This window comes from Bradyrhizobium sp. Leo170, assembly GCF_004296405.1.
In the GTDB taxonomy this organism is placed as follows: domain Bacteria; phylum Pseudomonadota; class Alphaproteobacteria; order Rhizobiales; family Xanthobacteraceae; genus Bradyrhizobium.
Genome location: NZ_PSRR01000078.1, coordinates 1 through 17687 on the forward strand (window position 1 = coordinate 1; position 17687 = coordinate 17687).

The 17687-nt window shown below is 63.7% G+C and carries 15 protein-coding genes, 1 tRNA gene and 1 pseudogene; 8 read left to right on the forward strand and 9 right to left on the reverse strand.

The window, feature by feature from the left end; genetic code table 11:
• The first annotated feature begins 93 nt into the window (after positions 1-93).
• From CWO89_RS15795 to CWO89_RS15815, 5 genes and pseudogenes are all read left to right on the forward strand, one after another.
• Positions 94-1827: an AMP-binding protein gene (locus CWO89_RS15795; RefSeq protein ID WP_130579713.1), complete on the forward strand. Its 1734-nt coding sequence runs from the start codon at positions 94-96 to the stop codon at positions 1825-1827.
• 3 nt (positions 1828-1830) lie between these two features.
• Complete coding sequence (locus CWO89_RS15800; protein ID WP_130579714.1) at positions 1831-2307, forward strand: MaoC family dehydratase; 477 nt, start codon at positions 1831-1833, stop codon at positions 2305-2307.
• A gap of 114 nt (positions 2308-2421) precedes the next feature.
• Positions 2422-3338 (forward strand): annotated as a pseudogene (locus CWO89_RS15805) (SDR family NAD(P)-dependent oxidoreductase).
• Positions 3339-3442: 104 nt separating this feature from the next.
• On the forward strand, positions 3443-4672 hold the full coding sequence (locus CWO89_RS15810) for a BaiN/RdsA family NAD(P)/FAD-dependent oxidoreductase (protein WP_130579715.1): 1230 nt from the start codon (positions 3443-3445) through the stop codon (positions 4670-4672).
• A 462-nt stretch (positions 4673-5134) separates the two neighbouring features.
• A tRNA-Thr gene (locus tag CWO89_RS15815) sits at positions 5135-5210 on the forward strand.
• A gap of 233 nt (positions 5211-5443) precedes the next feature.
• On the opposite strand, the gene CWO89_RS45875 is transcribed toward CWO89_RS15815, so the two are convergent.
• From CWO89_RS45875 to CWO89_RS15835, 5 genes are all read right to left on the reverse strand, one after another.
• Complete coding sequence (locus tag CWO89_RS45875; protein ID WP_165421176.1) at positions 5444-5659, reverse strand: hypothetical protein; 216 nt, start codon at positions 5657-5659, stop codon at positions 5444-5446.
• Between the two features lie 216 nt (positions 5660-5875).
• Positions 5876-6274, reverse strand: a complete 399-nt coding sequence (locus CWO89_RS15820; protein ID WP_130579716.1) for a hypothetical protein — start codon at positions 6272-6274, stop codon at positions 5876-5878.
• A 243-nt stretch (positions 6275-6517) separates the two neighbouring features.
• Complete coding sequence (locus CWO89_RS15825) at positions 6518-7597, reverse strand: D-TA family PLP-dependent enzyme (RefSeq protein ID WP_130579717.1); 1080 nt, start codon at positions 7595-7597, stop codon at positions 6518-6520.
• A gap of 3 nt (positions 7598-7600) precedes the next feature.
• Entirely contained in the window at positions 7601-9412 is a 1812-nt protein-coding gene (locus CWO89_RS15830; protein WP_130579718.1) for an ABC-F family ATP-binding cassette domain-containing protein, read from the reverse strand.
• On the reverse strand, positions 9412-9924 hold the full coding sequence (locus tag CWO89_RS15835; protein ID WP_165421177.1) for a YaiI/YqxD family protein: 513 nt from the start codon (positions 9922-9924) through the stop codon (positions 9412-9414). The genes CWO89_RS15830 and CWO89_RS15835 overlap by 1 nt, the downstream gene beginning before the upstream one ends.
• Before the next feature lie 115 nt (positions 9925-10039).
• Between CWO89_RS15835 and CWO89_RS15840 the strand changes: the two genes are divergently transcribed.
• Positions 10040-10837: a hypothetical protein gene (locus CWO89_RS15840; protein WP_130579719.1), complete on the forward strand. Its 798-nt coding sequence runs from the start codon at positions 10040-10042 to the stop codon at positions 10835-10837.
• Between the two features lie 148 nt (positions 10838-10985).
• On the opposite strand, the gene CWO89_RS15845 is transcribed toward CWO89_RS15840, so the two are convergent.
• On the reverse strand, positions 10986-13361 hold the full coding sequence (locus CWO89_RS15845) for a xanthine dehydrogenase family protein molybdopterin-binding subunit (protein ID WP_130579720.1): 2376 nt from the start codon (positions 13359-13361) through the stop codon (positions 10986-10988).
• Positions 13362-13556: 195 nt separating this feature from the next.
• Between CWO89_RS15845 and CWO89_RS15850 the strand changes: the two genes are divergently transcribed.
• Together CWO89_RS15850 and CWO89_RS15855 are read left to right on the forward strand one after the other, a co-directional pair.
• Complete coding sequence (locus tag CWO89_RS15850; RefSeq protein WP_130579721.1) at positions 13557-14612, forward strand: Ppx/GppA phosphatase family protein; 1056 nt, start codon at positions 13557-13559, stop codon at positions 14610-14612.
• Positions 14613-14725: 113 nt separating this feature from the next.
• Complete coding sequence (locus CWO89_RS15855; protein ID WP_130579722.1) at positions 14726-15427, forward strand: RlmE family RNA methyltransferase; 702 nt, start codon at positions 14726-14728, stop codon at positions 15425-15427.
• A 9-nt stretch (positions 15428-15436) separates the two neighbouring features.
• Here the strand turns inward: CWO89_RS15855 and CWO89_RS15860 are convergent, their stop codons facing one another.
• From CWO89_RS15860 to CWO89_RS15870, 3 genes are read right to left on the reverse strand one after another with little or no spacing between them, the layout of a single operon-like run.
• Positions 15437-16204 (reverse strand): COG4705 family protein, encoded by a 768-nt coding sequence (locus CWO89_RS15860; RefSeq protein WP_130579723.1) that lies wholly within the window; start codon positions 16202-16204, stop codon positions 15437-15439.
• Positions 16205-16256: 52 nt separating this feature from the next.
• A complete protein-coding gene (locus CWO89_RS15865; RefSeq protein WP_245476320.1) occupies positions 16257-16706 on the reverse strand; it encodes a hypothetical protein in 450 nt (149 codons plus the stop codon).
• Entirely contained in the window at positions 16696-17451 is a 756-nt protein-coding gene (locus CWO89_RS15870) for a COG4705 family protein (RefSeq protein WP_130579724.1), read from the reverse strand. Before CWO89_RS15870 ends, CWO89_RS15865 begins: the two co-directional genes overlap by 11 nt.
• Positions 17452-17687 lie beyond the last annotated feature (236 nt).

Here is a 17687-nt window from a genome sequence, read left to right on the forward strand (position 1 = left end):
CCATTCGTCCACTGGCGCGACCGCCCCCGGATTGCGCTTCGCTCCATCCGGGCTACGGTCTAGCGACCACGAGGGCGCGGAGGGAATGACCTGATGACGACCTTTCAGGAAACGCGCGCGTTTCTGCTTCAGCACCGCACAGACTATGAGACCGCGGTAAAGAGCTTCCGCTGGCCCGATCCGGTGCCCTTCAACTGGACGCTGGACTGGTTCGATGCGGAGCTCGCGCAAAATCCTGACAGCCGCGACCGCGCGGCGTTGTGGATCGTCGATGCCGGCAGCGACCGTGAGACGAAGCTCTCCTTCGCCACGCTGTCGCGCCGCTCCAATCAGGTTGCGAATTTCCTGCGCGCGCAAGGATTGAAGCGCGGCGATCATCTGCTGCTTCTGCTCGGCAATGTCGTGCCGCTGTGGGAGACCATGCTGGCCGCGATGAAGCTCGGCGTCGTCGTGATCCCTGCGACCACGCTGCTGACGTCAGACGAATTGCGCGACCGGCTCGACCGCGGCAAGGCGAGGGCGGTAATCGCAACGCAGGATCAGGTCGGGAAGTTTGCCGATCTCGGCAGCGACAAGCTCGTGCGCATCGTGGTCGGCGCGACGTCGCAGCAAAACGGCTGGCTGCCGTTCGAGCGGGCGGCGGATGCGTCGGAAACCTTCACGCCTGACGGACCGACCAAGGCCGACGATCCGATGCTGCTCTATTTCACTTCGGGCACCACGGCCAAGCCAAAGCTGGTGCGGCACAGCCAGCGCAGCTATCCGGTCGGTCATCTCTCGACCATGTACTGGATCGGCCTGCAGCCGGGCGACGTACATCTCAATATCTCTTCGCCCGGCTGGGCCAAGCACGCCTGGAGCTGCTTCTTCGCGCCCTGGAATGCCGGCGCGACCGTGTTCGTGGTCAACCAGCCGCGCTTCGACGCCAAGTCGCTGCTTTCAACCATCGGCCGCTGCGGCGTCACTACGCTCTGCGCGCCGCCGACGGTGTGGCGCCTGTTCATCCAGGAGAAGCTGTCGAGCTTCAAGGTGTCGCTCCGCGAAGTCTGCGGCGCCGGCGAGCCACTCAACCCTGAGGTGATCGATCAGGTGCAGGCGGCATGGGGCCTGACCATTCGCGACGGCTATGGGCAGACCGAGACCACTGCGCTTGCCGGCAATTCGCCGGGCCAGAAGGTCAAGATCGGCTCGATGGGCCGGCCGCTGCCCGGCTATCGCGTCGAGATCACCGATCTCGACGGCAATCCGACCCGGGAAGGCGAGGTCTCACTGGTACTCGGTGCCGACAGGCCCGCCGGCTTGATGCAGGGCTATCAGGGCGATGACGGCAAGCTCTCGGGCGCCGACGGCGCGATCTATCGCAGCGGCGATGTCGTGTTCAGCGACGAGGAGGGGTATTTGACCTTCGTCGGCCGCACCGACGACGTGTTCAAGTCATCCGATTACCGCATCAGCCCGTTCGAACTAGAGAGCGTTCTGCTCGAGCATGAGGCGGTCGCGGAAGCCGCCGTCGTGCCGAGCCCCGATCCAATTCGGCTCGCGATCCCGAAGGCCTATGTGCTGCTGGCCGCAGGCGTCGAGCGCACGCCGGAGACGGCGCTGTCGATCTTTGGGCATCTGCACACGCGCCTCGCGCCGTTCAAGCGCATCCGCAAGATCGAGCTGGTCACCGAGCTGCCCAAGACCATCTCCGGAAAAATCCGCCGCGTGCAGTTGCGCCGGCTCGAACATGAGGATAATCGCGAGGACAGTTTGCGCGGTGTAGAGTTCCGCGAGGAAGAATTCCCGGAGCTGCAGCGGGTGCGCAATCCGGAATCGGAGAATTAGCGAATGAACGAAGTCTGGACGAAACTGCCGGTGTCGCTGGAAACCTACCAGAGCATGATCGGCAAGGAGATCGGCGTGTCCGCCTGGCACCTGATCGATCAGCAGCGGATCGACACCTATGCCGATGTGACCGAGGATCACCAGTTCATCCATGTCGATCCCGAGCGTGCCAAGGAGACCGCGTTCGGTACCACGATCGCGCACGGTTTCCTGACGATGTCGCTGCTCAGCGTCATGTCCTATCAGGTGATGCCCGTCATCGAGGGCACGACGATGGGCGTCAATTACGGTTTCGACAAGCTGCGCTTCATCTCGCCGGTGCGCTCCGGCAAGCGCGTCCGCGGCCGCTTCGTGCTTGCCGAGGCCAAGCTGCGTAAGCCGACCGAGCTGGCGTCGCGCACCAATGTCACCGTCGAGATCGAGGGCGAAGAGAAGCCGGCGCTGGTCGCCGACTGGCTCGCCCTGATCTACTTCGCCTAGAACTCCGGCCGTCATGGCCGGGCTTGACCCGGCCATCCATCGCTGCTCAAAACGCTCTGATTTTTGATGGATGCCCGGGTCAAGCCCGGGCATGACAAACCGGGAACACACTTCATGACAATCAGGTTTGACGGACGCGTCGCCATCGTCACCGGCGCCGGCAATGGTCTCGGACGGGCGCACGCGCTGGGGCTCGCGAGCCGCGGCGCCAAGGTCGTCGTCAACGTTTCGGCGGCGCGCGCGACGGCACCGGCGCCTCGCTGTCGCCGGCGGAGACCGTGGTCGAGGAAATCCGGAAAGCCGGCGGCACCGCGATGGCCGATGGCGCCGACGTCTCGAATTTCGAGCAAGTCACGGCGATGATCGAGCGCGCGACCAAGGAGTGGGGCAGCGTCGACCTGCTTTGCGCCAATGCCGGCATCCTGCGCGACAAGTCGTTCGGCAAGCTCGAAGTCGCCGATTTCCAGAAGGTGCTGGACGTCCATCTCGTTGGCACCTTCTACTGTTGCAAGGCGGCGTGGGCCGGCATGCGCGACCGCAATTACGGCCGCATCGTGCTGACGACCTCGTCCTCGGGCCTCTACGGCAATTTCGGCCAGGCCAATTACGGCGCAGCCAAAGCCGGCATGGTCGGACTGATGAACGTGCTCGCCGAGGAGGGCCGCAAGAACAACATCCGCGTCAACACCATCTCGCCGACGGCCGCGACCCGCATGACCGAAGAGCTGTTGCCGCCGCAGGCGCTCGCGCTGATGAAGCCCGAAGCGATCACACCGGCGGTAGAATATATGCTGAGCGAGGATGCGCCGACCCGCACCATCATGGGCGCCGGCGCCGGCTCGTTTGCGGTGATCAAGATCCTGGAGACCGAGGGCATCAACCTGCCACCCTCCGAATGGACGCCCGATGCCATCGCCGCGCATTTCGCTGAGATCAGCGACATGTCGAAGGCCAGGGCGTTGCAGGGCGCATTCGAGCAGACGCAGAAGTACGTCGCCCAGGCGGCGGCCAGAGCAGGGATCAAGCTTTAGGCCGTCGTTCCGGGGCGATGCGCAGCATCGAACCCGGAACCTTGAGATTCCGGGTTCGCTCGCTGACGCGAGCGCCCCGGAATGACGAGTTCTAAACTCACGCCATGCCTGCAGACCAAGCAAACATCGCCGTCGTCGGCGCCGGTCCCGCCGGCCTGATGGCGGCCGAGGTGCTGGCGCAGGCCGGCGCGCAGGTCACCATCTACGATGCGATGCCGTCGGCCGGCCGCAAATTCCTGATGGCCGGACGCGGCGGCCTCAATCTCACCCACAGCGAGCCGCTGCCCAAGTTCCTGGCGCGCTATCGCGAGGCGATGCCGCATCTTAAGGCCGCCATCGAAACGTTCCCGCCGCAAGCGTTGCGCGACTGGTGCGAGGCGCTGGGTCAGCCGACCTTCGTCGGTTCCAGCGGCCGAGTCTTCCCGAAAGCGTTCAAGGCCTCGCCGCTGCTGCGCGCCTGGCTGCGCCGGCTCGACGGCGCCGGCGTGCGGCTCTTGCTACGGCATCGCTGGACCGGATGGGACAATGACGGCCGCCTGCTGTTTCAAACGCCGGAAGGAGCGCGCGCCGTTGAAGCCCGCGCCACCATCCTGGCGCTCGGCGGCGCGAGCTGGCCGCGACTCGGATCTGACGGATCATGGGTGGATGTGCTCGCGGCGAGAGGCGTGAGGATCTCGCCCCTGCGGCCGGCCAATTCCGGCTTCACTGTTGCCTGGTCGGATATCTTCCGCGATCGCTTCGAGGGCCAGCCGCTCAAAGGCGTCGCGCTGAGTTTTGGCGGGCAGCAACTGCGCGGCGAAGCGATCGTTACCCGCACTGGCATCGAGGGCGGCGCCATCTATGCGCTATCGGCCGATTTGCGCGAGGCGATTCTCCACGACGGCGAGGCAACGCTCCATATCGCTTTGCGGCCTGATCTCGGGATCGACGAGCTCACCACGAAGCTATCGATGCCGAAAGGCAAGCAATCCTTCTCGAACTTCCTGCGCAAAGCTCTGAATCTCGCGCCCATCGCCATCGGCCTGTTGCAGGAAGCGGCAAAAACCTCAGGCTTGTCTCTGCCGTCGCAGTCTCCCGCCGATCTCGCTCGCCTCGTCAACGCCGTGCCGTTGCGTCTTGCCGGCACAGCACCGATCGCCCGCGCGATCTCCACCGCCGGCGGCATCGCATTCGACGAACTCGACGCCAACTTCATGCTTCGCCGCTTGCCCGGCGTCTTTGCCGCCGGCGAGATGCTCGACTGGGAAGCTCCCACTGGTGGCTTTCTATTGCAGGCGTCGTTTGCGACCGGCGTCGCCGCGGGGAAGGGAGCGTTGAGATGGCTCGACGCGTAGGGTAGGCAAAGCGAAGCGTGCCCCACCTTCTCTTGCACCGATCGTGAATGGTGGGCACGCTACGCTTTGCCCACCCTACAAGGCTAACTACAAGGCTAACGCTTCACGGATGGCTATGTGAAAGTGGTGTTCCGCGGGGCAAATCTATCGTCACCCTCTCGGTGATCTGTTTGAGAGTGAGCCAGTTGTTGAGCCTGTCTGCACGCAAGAATACAACCAGCCCCCAAATGGTACATATGAAAAATATCAATCCGACCGCGGCAACAACTGGTTGCCTGGCTGCAGCGAGCAATCTCTTCATGAGTATGTCTTCGGGATGATTGCTGAACGAGCGTCTTTTTGAAAATACTACCGAGAATTGTATACCTCTTTCGTCCCGCTTAAACAACACCGTCGCTTCAGTACCGCAATGTGTCCCGATCCGGGGGCGTCTCGGATTGTGAGTACACACCCTAGTTTTCAGTCGGCTTACCTCAACAGGTAGAGTGCCCGCATTGTAGGTGGGCGGTTGTTGGTCCAACTCCGGCAGCCGGCTCCAAATCAATGCGGGCTGGAGCAGGGGTAACTCGCGGGCTCATAACCGTGAGATCGCCGGTTCGCGGACCCTTGAGGCGGCCCGCGTGGTTCGTCGTGGTCCTTCTGGCTCTGATCTTTATTACGACGCTCTCGAAGAGCTAGCCCACGCTAGTTGCACATAGCCTCGCAATCGCAGCCGAAGGCGCTGTACGACGTCCAGATTTCTTGCGCAGCGCGGCACAGTTTTAACTGCCATCAGTTCGACGGTTGTGCTCTCCTTGGCAGCGCGACCTCTCGCTGACCACTCAGCCCCCAGCCCCGGTCGGCGGAGAGGAAGCGCGCCCCGGCGTTGATCCCACGATCGCGCCGGGGCACGATCGCGCTGGTCGCCTTGGTCATGAGTTGAGCTGGAGTGGCAGCCATGGTGCAGAACCTCGTAGCCGGATTGGTCGTGGTGGCTTTGATTGTCATGGGCGTGCTTGCCTACGCCCAGAAACATGAAGGGTGCTTGCACGGGCACTCGCTTCAAACCTTCAAGCCCTGTGGATCAGTCAGCGCTGAAATGTAGCGCTGGCCGCGATGCTACGAATGCTTGTCGATTAGCACGAGCCACTTTGCTCGATTGAGAGAGAAAAACGAGCGCCCGCCTACAATGCGGGCGTTCGGGTAGCTCATCAGGGCCGACGCCTAAATCCCATTCGGCGTGCAGGCCATCAGCAGCTTGGCCGATTCGAGAAGCTGATGTTGGCTTGAGCCTTTGATTATCCGGCTTAGGTTCGGCAGCACAAAGACGATTTCGTCATCGTCTTGCATGGCATAGTGATTATCGTGCTCTTCTTCGGTGATGATGACGGCACGCCTCAGTGCCATGCCGGTTTCTCGATTAATCAGTTCTGTAGCCTCAGCCACGGCCTGTTTCGTCGGAATGTTGCTGTCGGGGGGGTCCCGGTCCAATATGTGTCCACGGTTGTTCCACACCTCAACGATCACTCTCGGAAGGTCGGTGTCGGGGTAGGAAAGAGTTGGCTGTGTGATGTCTCTATCTTCCGTGCCCCGAGCTGTCTTCACTTTCCTGATGATGGCCACGGTCAATTCCTCCCTAATGAAAAGCATTTTGCAGTAGGGCGCTACGCAGTCGTAGCAATTTATGCCTGCAAGCTAGCGTTGTACATGCGCCAGATTAGCGCGTGAACTAGACAGCGCCTCTGCCATATAGGCGCTGCAGTCGACCGGATGTTCTCCATCGGCTTTTCGTCGCAGACACGCGGAGTGCTGGTTCGTGAGTTGAGGTCGACCAGCGTATCCTGACAGATTCAGGCAAAGATTCAGCTAGCGCAGCTTGCCGCGCGCGGCGACCGGCAACGTGCCGATGATCTCCTCGCCGCGCACCATCACTACCTCGTCCATCATGTTGACGACGACGCAGACGTGATTGGGCACGATGCGGACGACGTCGCCGACATTGGGACGGGTGTTGCTGCGGGAGAGATCGAGAAAGCCGTGCTCCTCGGCAAAGCGCGCGATCTTGGCCTCGGGATGTTCGAGGATCAGCCCGTGGCCTTCGAGCCCGCCGGTGTCCGTGGTCAGCGTCTTCGAGCCGGCATCGAGGATGCCGCGCTCGGGTGCGGCGCGGGTCACCACCGTCGAATAGATGTGCAGCGCGCAGTCGTCCCAGGTGGCGACGCCGGCGGCGACCTGCATGCGGTCGTTGTAGATGTAGGTGCCGAAGCGATGCTCGGTCGCACCTTTCAGCTTGCCGAGATTCTTCAGGTTCGGCGTGCCGCCGGTGGACACGATGGCCGCGTCAAGGCCGTGCGCGCGCACGCCGGCCAGCGCCTCGTCGAAGAACTTCTGCGCATCCGCCCAGCCGGTTTCGGTCGGATACAGCATGAAGCCGGCAAATTGCAGCCCCTTGCTGCCGGCGATCTCCCGCGCCAACGCGACCGCCTCAGTCGGCGTCTCGACGCCGGCGCGCTTGCGTCCGGTGTCGCATTCGACCACGACTGACAGCGTGCGGCCCGAGGCAGCCGCGGCCTTCGGGAGGTCGGCGACAACAACCGAATTGTCGGCCGCCACGGTGATGTTTGCCTTGCCCTGCAGCGCGCCGAGCCGCGCCATTTTCTCGTCGCCGAGCAAATTGTAGCTGATCAGGATGTCGGAGATCCCGGCATCCGCCATGATCTCGGCCTCGCCGAGCTTCTGGCAGGTGATGCCCTTGGCGCCGGCCGCGATCTGCATCTGCGCCAGCATCGGGTTCTTGTGCGTCTTGATGTGCGGACGATGCGCCACGCCCGCGGCATCGCACGCCGCCTGGATGCGCGCGATGTTGCGCTCGACGCGGTCCATGTCGATCACGGCGCAGGGCGTGCCATATTCACGGGCGATCTTTGCGGCGAGGGGAGAGGTCATGGATTATGCCTGTTCAATTTCTTCGCGCAAGACTTCGAGCTCGAGCCAACGGTCTTCCGCTGCGGAAAGCTCCTGCTGCGCCTTGGCGATCGCGGCGGAGGCGTCGTCGAATGTCTTGCGATCCTTCGCGTAGAGGTTCGGATCGTCAAGCCGCTTCTGGTGCTTTGCGATCTCCGCGTGCAATCTCTCGATCGTCTTCGGCAGCGTCTCCAGCGCGTGCTTTTCGTTGAAACTCAGCCGCCTTTTTGGTGCGGCCGTCGGCGCCGCAGTCTTCGCTTCCTTTTTCTCCTCGACAACCGCCGTCTTCACCGCCTCGCGCTTCAAATCCGCGCCGCGCTGCGCCAGCATGTCGGTGTAGCCGCCCGCATATTCGGTCCAGCGTCCGTCGCCCTCGGGCACGATCACCGACGTCACCACGCGATCGAGGAAATCGCGATCGTGGCTGATCAGGATCACCGTGCCCTCGTAATCGCCGAGCATCTCCTCGAGCACGTCGAGGGTGTCGAGATCGAGGTCGTTGGTCGGTTCGTCCAGCACCAGGAGGTTCGAGGGTTTTGCAAGCGCGCGCGCCAGCATCAGCCGGCCGCGCTCGCCACCAGACAGCACCTCCAGCGGCGTGCGGATCTGCTCCTGCGAGAACAGGAAATCCTTCATGTAGCTGACAACATGTTTCGGCTTGCCGCCGACCATCACATGGTCGCCACGGCCGCCGGTCAGGGCTTCCGACAGCGTCGATTTCGGGTCGAGGCTTTCGCGATGCTGGTCCAGCGTCGCCATTTCCAGGTTGACGCCGAGCCGCACGCTGCCGGCATCGGGCGCTTCCGCGCCGGTCAACAGGTTGACCAGCGTGGTCTTGCCGGCGCCGTTCGGGCCGACCACGCCGATGCGGTCGCCGCGCTGGATGCGGATCGAGAAATCCTCCACGATCCTGCGGTCACCGAATGCCTTGGCGATGTTCTTCGCCTCGATCACCAGCCGTCCGGATTTCTCTGCCTCCGCAGCAGCGAGATTGGCGCTGCCCGCAGTGCCGCGATAATTCCGCCGCTGCGAACGCAGCGCATGCAGATTGGCAAGCCGCTTGACGTTGCGCTTGCGCCGTCCCGAGACGCCGTAGCGCAGCCAGTGCTCCTCGTTGACGATCTTGCGGTCGAGCTTGTGCTGATCGCGCTCTTCTTCCGCCAGCACCTCGTCGCGCCAGGCTTCGAACGCACCGAAGCCGCGGTCGATCTGCCGGATTTCGCCGCGGTCGAGCCAGGCGGTCGCGCGCGACAGATTCGTGAGGAAGCGGCGGTCGTGGCTGATCAGGACCAGCGCGCTGCGCCGGCTCTGCAATTCGCTCTCCAGCCATTCGATGGTCGGCAGATCGAGGTGGTTGGTCGGCTCGTCCAGCAGCAGGATGTCGGGCGAGGGCGCCAGCACCCGCGCCAGCGCCGCGCGGCGTGCTTCGCCGCCGGAGAGATGGGCGGGATCTTCGTCGCCGTGCAGTCCGAGCTGCTCGATCAGATAACGCGCCTGATAATGGTCATCGCCCGGCCCGAGCCCGGCTTCCACATAGGCGAGCGTGGTGGCGTGATCGCCAAAATCTGGCTCCTGCGGCAGATAGCGGATGGTCGCGCCCGGCTGCACGAAACGGCTGCCGGCGTCAGGCTCGACAAGTCCGGCCGCGATCTTGAGCAGCGTCGATTTGCCGGAGCCGTTGCGTCCGATCAGGCACACGCGCTCTTCGGCCGAGACCGACAGCTCGACATCAGTCAATAGCGGCGTGCCGCCGAACGTCAGCCTGATGTCCTTGAGCTGGATGAGAGGAGGCGCCATCAACCTTGTCCCGTTGCGGTCTGTTCAGCGCGGCGGCGCTGGATGCGGCGGATCGCGGTGTCGAGCGCCGAGAGGAATGCCGAGCGGTCGCGCGGCGAGAATGATCGTGGCCCGCCGGTGACCTCGCCCGACGAGCGCAGGTCGGTCATCAAATTGCGCATCGCCAGCGTCATGCCGATCGATTGCTCCGTGAACGGTTTGCCGTTCGGAGCAATCACGTCCGCGCCCGCCTTCACGCAGCGGCTTGCCAGCGGAATGTCGGCGGTGATGACGATGTCGCCATCTCCGGCGCGCTCGGCGATCCAGTTATCAGCAGCATCCATGCCGGAACCGGCGGCGACGCGTTCGATCAGCGGGTCCTGCGGCACACGGATGAAATTGCCCGCGACCACGCTGACGGGCAGCCCGTGGCGGAGCGCGACACGATAGATCTCGTCCTTCACCGGACAGGCGTCGGCATCGACATAGATGCGGGTGGGGTTTTCAGTTGGCATCACGGCTTGGCGGTTCATTCGTGGGCCGCATGTAACCCATCGGGCGGAAAATTGCGAGGCCGCCCGCAGGCTTGCCACGGACGGTTGATGGCGTACGATCCTGTCAGAAAATAACTGAAATAAGGGGAACCCCATGAGCAATCCTCAAACCCACCGCGTCTCGGCCTATAACACCTCGAAAGAGTCCGAGAACAAGATCCATGACGACACGGTAGCGCGGCGGTACGGCTTCTCGGGCGGGTTGGTCCCCGGCGTCGACGTGATGGCCTATATGATGCACCTGCCGGTTGCGAAATGGGGCCGCGATTTCCTCGATCGCGGCCTGATCGACGCGCGTTTCGTTAAGCCGGTCTATGACGGCGAACAGGCCAAGGTGAGGGGCGAGGAGCGCGACGGCGCGCTGGCGATCGAGGTGTTCAGCCGCGGAGAGCTTTGCGCCACCGGCAGCGCGTCGCTACCGACTGCGGCGCCCGCTGTTTCGATCAAGGATTACACCGAGGTCCCCGCGGTCGCCGAGCGCAAGCCGGTGAACGCATCATCCTACGAAGTCGGCAAATGGCTCGGCACCCGCCCGTACGTCTGGGCCGGGGACGCCGCGACGGGATATCTCGCCGATATCAGGGAGACGGACACGATCTACACGCGCGAAAATCTCGGCCATCCCGGCATGCTGCAGAAAGTGATGAACAAGTTGCTCGTCGACAACGCCATCCTCGGCCCCTGGATTCACGTCGGCAGCCGGATGCAGCTCCTCTCGGCCGCGAAGACCGGCGACGAGCTGACGGCCCCCGCGCGCGTCACCGCCAATTACGACAAGAAGGGCCACCGCTTCGTCGAACTCGACGCGATCGTGGTCGCCAACGGCACCACGCCGCTCGCGCATTGCTGGCACATCGCGATCTACCAGCCACGCGAGCAAGCCGCGGCGTAGCCTCTTCGCCTCTCTCTACGGGAGATCCGTAGCCCGGGTGGAGCGCAGCGTAACCCGGGGCCGCTCGCCAACGCTGGTGCAGAAGTCCCGGGTTGCGCTGCGCTCCACCCGGGCTACGAGCTCCCTTCGCCTCTCCTCGGCGGGCGGCCTACGCCGCCTTCGCCTTCTTCGCGTCCTGGATTGCGCGCCACACTTTTTCCGGCGTCAACGGCATGTTGATGTGCTTGATGCCGTATTCCGACAGCGCATCGACCACCGCATTCACCACCGTCGCGAGGCTGCCGGCGCATCCCGCTTCGCCGCAGCCTTTGGTGCCGAGCGGATTCGACTTTGCCGGCGAGGGGTGATCGCCGACTGCCATGGGCGGAATGTCCTCGGCGCGCGGCAGCGCATAGTCCATGAACGAGCCGGTGATCGGCTGGCCGGAGGCATCGTAGTTGACCTCTTCCATCAGCGCCTGGCCGATGCCCTGTGCGACCCCGCCGTGCAACTGTCCCGCGACGATCATCGGATTGACGATGGTGCCGAAGTCGTTGACGCCGGTGTAGCGCACGATCCTGATAACGCCGGTGTCCGGGTCGATCTCGACCTCCGCGACATGGCAGCCATTGGGGAAGGTCGACGGCGTCTCCTTGGTGGCGTGGTCGACGTCAAGCGTATCAGGCCCGCCCTCGGCAATCTGGCCCTCGCGCATCCGCTGCGCGAGCTCCATGATGCCGATCGAGCGATCGGTGCCGGCGATGGTGAAGCGGCCATCGGCGAATTCGATGTCGGCTTCGGAGGCTTCCATCACATGCCCGGCCGCTTTCTTACCCTTCTCGATGACGAGCGCGGAAGCCTCGACGATGGCCTGGCCGGTCGCGGTGATCGAGCGCGAGCCGCCGGTGCCGTTGCCGAACCGCACCAGATCGCTGTCGCCCTGTTCCAGCTTGATCTTGTTGAAGGGCACGCCGAGCTGGTCGGACAGCACCTGCGCGAATGGCGTCGCGTGGCCCTGGCCGTAGTCGAGCGTGCCGGTGGTGAGCGTCACCGATCCGTCCGGATCGAACGTGATCTTGCCGAGTTCGCCGCTCGGCGGCGCGGTGACCTCGAGATAGGAACCGACCGCGATGCCGCGCAACTTGCCGTCCTTCTTGCTCTCCCGCTTGCGCTTGCCGAAATTCTCATAGTCCGAAATCTCCAGCGCCTTCTCGAACACACCCTGGAAATCGCCGCTGTCATAGGTGACGCCGGACGCGGCCGGGAAGGGCAGTTGTGACGGCTTGATGAAATTGCGCTTCCGTAAAGTGAGCCGGTTGATGCCCATCTCGTCGGCGGCCTTATCGATCAGCCGCTCCATATAGTAATTGGCCTCGGGCCGGCCGGCGCCGCGATAGGCGCCCATCAGCGTGGTGTTGGTCAGCACTGTCTTGATGTCGACGCCGAGCAGCGGCGTGCGATAGACGCTTGCGAGGTTCTTGCCGGTGTTGAGCGACAGCGGCCCGGGCGCGACGCCGGTGATGTAGGCGCCGAGATTGCCATAGCCGGAAAGCCGCACCGCCAGGAACCTGCCATCGGCATCGAGCGCGAGCTCGGCGTGAATGAGCTGGGCGCGACCCTGGCTGTCCGACAGGAAGCTGGTCGAGCGCTCGTCGGTCCATTTCACGGGACGCCCGAGCGCCTTCGCCGCATGCGCGATGCAGGTATATTCGGGATAGTTGAGGTTCTTCATGCCGAAGGAGCCGCCGACATTGGCGGTAAGGATCCGCACCTTCTCCGCCGGCACGTTGAGGATTTTTGCCAGGGTCGCCTTGTTGCCGGAAACGCCCTGCGTCGGCACCTGCAGCGTATAGCGCTCGGTCGTCTTGTCGTAGGCCGCAAGCGCCACGCGCGGCTCCATCGAGACCACAGCGACGCGGGTGTTGACGATGTCAAGCTTGGTCACATGCGCGGCGCCGGCGAAGGCGGCATTGATCTTGTCGGTGTCGCCATAGTGGTAGTCGAGCGCGACATTGTTCGGGATGTGGTCGTAGAGCTGCGGCGCGCCGGGCTCGGCGGCCTCGGCGGCATCCGTCACCGCCGGCAGCGATTCGATATCGAGCTCGACGGCTTCGGCCGCATCGCGCGCCTGCGCCGCCGTTTCCGCCACCACGAAGGCGACGGGGTCGCCGACGAAGCGGACCTTGTCGGTCGGCAGCGGCAGGCGGTTGGTCTGCAGCAGTGGGGAGCCATCCCGGCTTTTCAGCGGCATGCCACAGGTGAAGGGGTTGTAGTTGGCGGCCGCGAGGTCGACCCCGGTCCACACCCCGAGCACGCCCGGCATCGCCCGGGCCGCCGAGGTGTCGATCCCCTTGATGACGCCGTGGGCGTGGGAGGAGCGCACCATCCAGCAATAGGCCTGGCCGGGCAGGGAGAAATCGTCGGTGTATTTGCCCTTGCCGCGCACCAGCGTGTCGTCCTCCTTGCGGCGGACCGGTTGCCCGACACCGTATTTTTGCAGTGCGATGGCGTTTTCGAGGGCGGCGGGAGATGTGTGATCTTGCATGGTAAATAACCTGAAATGCCGCGATTTGGAGCAATTTCGCAGTGTTTCGACCAGATAACGTAGGGTGAGTTCAGCGACAACGCCCGATTAGGCATGTCCCGTGTGATGATTTGTTGCGTAGGCCTTTGGCGCTGCTAAAGTTTCCGTGAAGGAAATTCTTCGGCGGGCGCCTGCGCCGGCGGAAAGACAGTGTTGATGAAGGATGACACGCGGCCTTGCGTCGGCCTTGCGGCCCGCGAGAGCCCGTCAGGGTTGGCTACGGCGGCCGTCGAAAGCGGCGTTTACGCCGCGCTCGACCTTGGCACCAACAACTGCAGGCTCCTGATCGCCTGTCCCACCGGGGACGGGTTCCGCGTGGTCGACTCCTTTTCGCGAATCATCCGGCTTGGCGAGGGCATTTCGGCGACCGGTTCCATCAGCGACGCCGCGATCGAACGCGCGATCGCCGCGCTCTCGATCTGCAGCGACAAGATCCGGTACCGCAGGGCCCGCCGGCTGCGGCTGATAGCGACCGAGGCCTGCCGTGCCGCCGCCAATGCCGACAGTTTCCGCGCCCGCGTCGCCGCGGAGACCGGCATCAAGCTCGAGGTGATCGACCGCGAGACCGAGGCGACGCTGGCCGTGATCGGCTGCTCGCCGCTGCTCGACCGAAGGGGCCGCGGCGCGATCCTGTTCGACATCGGCGGCGGCTCGACCGAATTGGTGCGGATCGAGCGCGATCCGGCAAGGCCGGATGCAGCGCCCTGGATCAAGTCCTGGATGTCGATCCCGTTCGGCGTGGTCAGCCTTGCCGAGCAATTCGGCGGTCGCGATGTCACAAAAGAGTTGTATTTGCGGATGGTCGCCGAGGTCGCGCAATATGTCGCCCCGTTCGCGGCCGAGCACGGCACGGATTTGCGCGACATGCATCTGCTGGGCACATCAGGCACGGTGACGACGCTGGCCGGCGTATTCCTCAACCTGCCGCGCTACGATCGCCGCCGCATCGACGGCATCTGGATGAACGACGCCGACGTGACCGCGACGATTCAAAAGCTGCTCGGCATGAGCTATGAGGAGCGCATCAACAATAGCTGCATCAGCATCGAGCGCGCCGACCTCGTGCTTGCGGGCTGCGCGATCCTCGATGCCGTCAGGAACGCATTCCCGCTGCCGCGGCTCAGGGTCGCCGATCGCGGCCTGCGCGAGGGCATGCTGGTCGAGATGATGCGCGAGGACGGCGCGCTGAAGGCGTGCCTGCACGTGCCGTAGCGAGCATGATCCGGAAAAGTGGGAACCGGTTTTCCGATAAGATCATGCTCCAACAAAAGAGAGGGAGATTATGATCCGATCAAATTGATCGGATCATAATCCAGAGATACTTTATGGCGAAAGATTCGACCGGCCGGCTCCACGTCACGGTCAAGAGCGGCGGCAAGCGGAAATTGTCCTCGAAGCTGTGGCTGGAGCGGCAACTCAACGATCCCTATGTCGCGAAGGCCAAGGCGCAGGGCTACCGCTCGCGCGCGGCCCTCAAGCTGACCGAGATCGACGACAAATATCGGCTGCTCAAGCCGGGCATGACCGTCGTCGACCTGGGCGCCGCGCCCGGCGGCTGGAGCCAGGTCGCGGCCAAGCGCGTCGGCGCTGTCGACGGCAAGGGCAAGGTGATCGCAATCGACCTGTTGGAAATGGGCGAGATCCCCGGCGTCACCTTCGCGCAGCTCGATTTCCTCGACCATGACGCGCCGGACAAACTGATCGCGATGATGGGCGGCCGCGCCGACTTCGTAATGTCCGACATGGCCGCCAACACCACCGGGCACCGCAAGACCGACCAGCTCCGCATCGTCGGCCTCGTCGAGACCGCCGCGGCCTTCGCCTGCGACGTGCTCAGCCCCGGCGGCGCGTTCCTCGCAAAAGTCTTTCAGAGCGGCGCCGATGCGGAGCTATTGGCGCAATTGAAGCGCGACTTCGCAACCGTGCGTCACGTGAAACCCGCCGCCAGCCGCCAGGATTCCTCCGAACGTTACGTGCTCGCGACAGGGTTCCGCGGCGGCGTCACCAAGAGCGAGGGGCGCTCATGACGAATCGCGTCAGGCTCGCTGGTCCGCTCGCTGCGGCAGGAGAAAAACCAGCGCCGCGATGGCGGCTGCGAGGGCGCCTGAAGCCGCATATCGGCTGAGAGCCAAGCCGCCGTGATCGAGGGGCTTGTCCAGGAAATCGCCCACGGTCGCTCCAAGAGGCCGGGTCAGCACGAAGGCGACCCAGAAGAGAAGCGTCCTGGATAGATTGGTCCAAAGGTATGCGCCAGCGACGATGGCGATGCCTGCTGCGAAGACCAGGGCTCCGCCGCGATAGCCAAGCCCGGTCGAGTCGGCCATCCAGTCTCCGAGCGCCGTTCCGAGCGTTTGCGAAAACAGGATCGTGACCCAATAGAAGGCTTCCGCCGCCTTGTTGTCGATCGATGCAATCGAGACCGACCCCATCGTTCGATGCCAGACCGCGAGCGATGCGACGAGCAGTGCCGCGAGCAGGGAGGAGCCGCCGAGATAGCCGATCCCGAGTGACCGGTCCACGAAGTCTGCCAGCGTCGTGCCGACGGTGGTCGTTGCGATGATGACCGTCCAATACAGGAACGGATGGAATCGCTTCGCTGCGATCTGGGCGGCGACCACCACGGCAAAGATGATGGCGAAAATCGCCGTACCAACCAGATAGCCGAGACCCATCGACATCGTCACGGCATCGCCGCCGGTTTCGCCCAGCGTCGTGGCCAAGATCTTGACGATCCAAAAGCCCAACGAAATGGCTGGCACCTTGCCGGCGTCGTCGACGCCGCCGTTCTCGTTGATGAATTCCATAGGCTCTTCACTCCGGAGATTGAGGGGATCGAATGGAGGCACTTCTAGGCCTCTAGGCCTTCATCGAATCCATCACAGCCAGCAGCTCGGCGAGGGCCTTCTTGCATTTGGCGGCATCGGGAGTGCTTTCGCGGACGGCTTCGAGCGCGCGATCGATAGCCTTGTCGACCGTGTGCCAATCGGCGGCGGCCCGGGGTTTCAATCCGGCCTCCACCTCATCCCACTTTGTCTCGAGGTCCTTGATCCGCGCCTTCGCGCCCGGAAAATCGCGCTCGTCGACCAGGGCGGCGACGTCGATGACAATGCTGCGGAACGGGCTCAGGTCTCCGAGCTTCGACGCGGCGGCTTCGGCGCGTGGCCACAAGGACACGCCTCCATTGGCGTTGGGGACCGACTGAGCGGCAACGACCGCAAGAAGCCCGGCGGCGAGGGTAAGAATCTTCCTTTTCATCATGCTCTCCATGGTTAACTGGCACGGACCTTGGTCGATCTCATTCGCCAAGGTAGGCTGCGGCCTTGTGGGTGCGGCCGTCTTCGAAGGAAATCCAGGCAACCAGAGCCACGATCACCGCGAGGAAGACGAGGCTGGTGTGGATCGTGCCGAAGCCGAGACCGCCATATTCGCGTGCCTGCGACAGCAGGTCTCCGAACGACGCGCCCAGTGGACGTGTCAGGATGTACGCCAGCCAGAACGTCAGCACGGCGTTGGTGCCGAGGGCATAGGACGCCGCGATCGATGCGATCAGAGCCGCGAACGCCACGACGCCGACGTTGAACCCGAGGCCCAGGGCTTCCGTCGCAAGATCGCCCGCCGCTGTCCCGAGCGCGAAAGTGGACAGAATCGCAGCCCAGTAGAAAAGCTCGCGGCGCGTGGTCACGATGGTTTGGATCGACAGCGTCCGCTCCACGGCGTACCAGACGGCGAATATGGCGGCGAGGATGAGGGCGAAGACCGCCGTGCTGACGTAAAGGCTTATCTCCAGCCTGTCCGTCAATGCATCGGTGATCTGGGTGCCGACGACGCTGACCAGCACCACTGTCAGCCAGTATATCCAGGGTATGTAGCGCTGCATGCGCAACTGCGCGATCAACGCCACGATGAGGAAGCTAGCCATCAGGAGCCCGGTTACGGTGGCCCCGAGACCCACATGCACGGCAAGGTAGTCCGCGCCCGTCTCGCCGACTGTCGTTGACATGATCTTGATCACCCAGAAGATTAGCGTGACTCCAGGGACCTTGTTCAGCATCGGCGCGCCAGTGCGTTCAGGATAGGACACTTTGCGGAACTCCAATCGGGGATGTCTTGCGGTGTTGCCGAATTTCGAATGGAGCGTGCCTGTCCCAACTTAGCTCCGACTTAGGGGCGCGATCGTGCCGAAGGATGAACGGGAGTAGAGCTAAGTATCGGCTAAGTCGGAGCTGTCATGCTTCCCGCGGAGGCCCAGACCCGACAGGAGAACCAGAGGGAAGATGATGTCCCGTT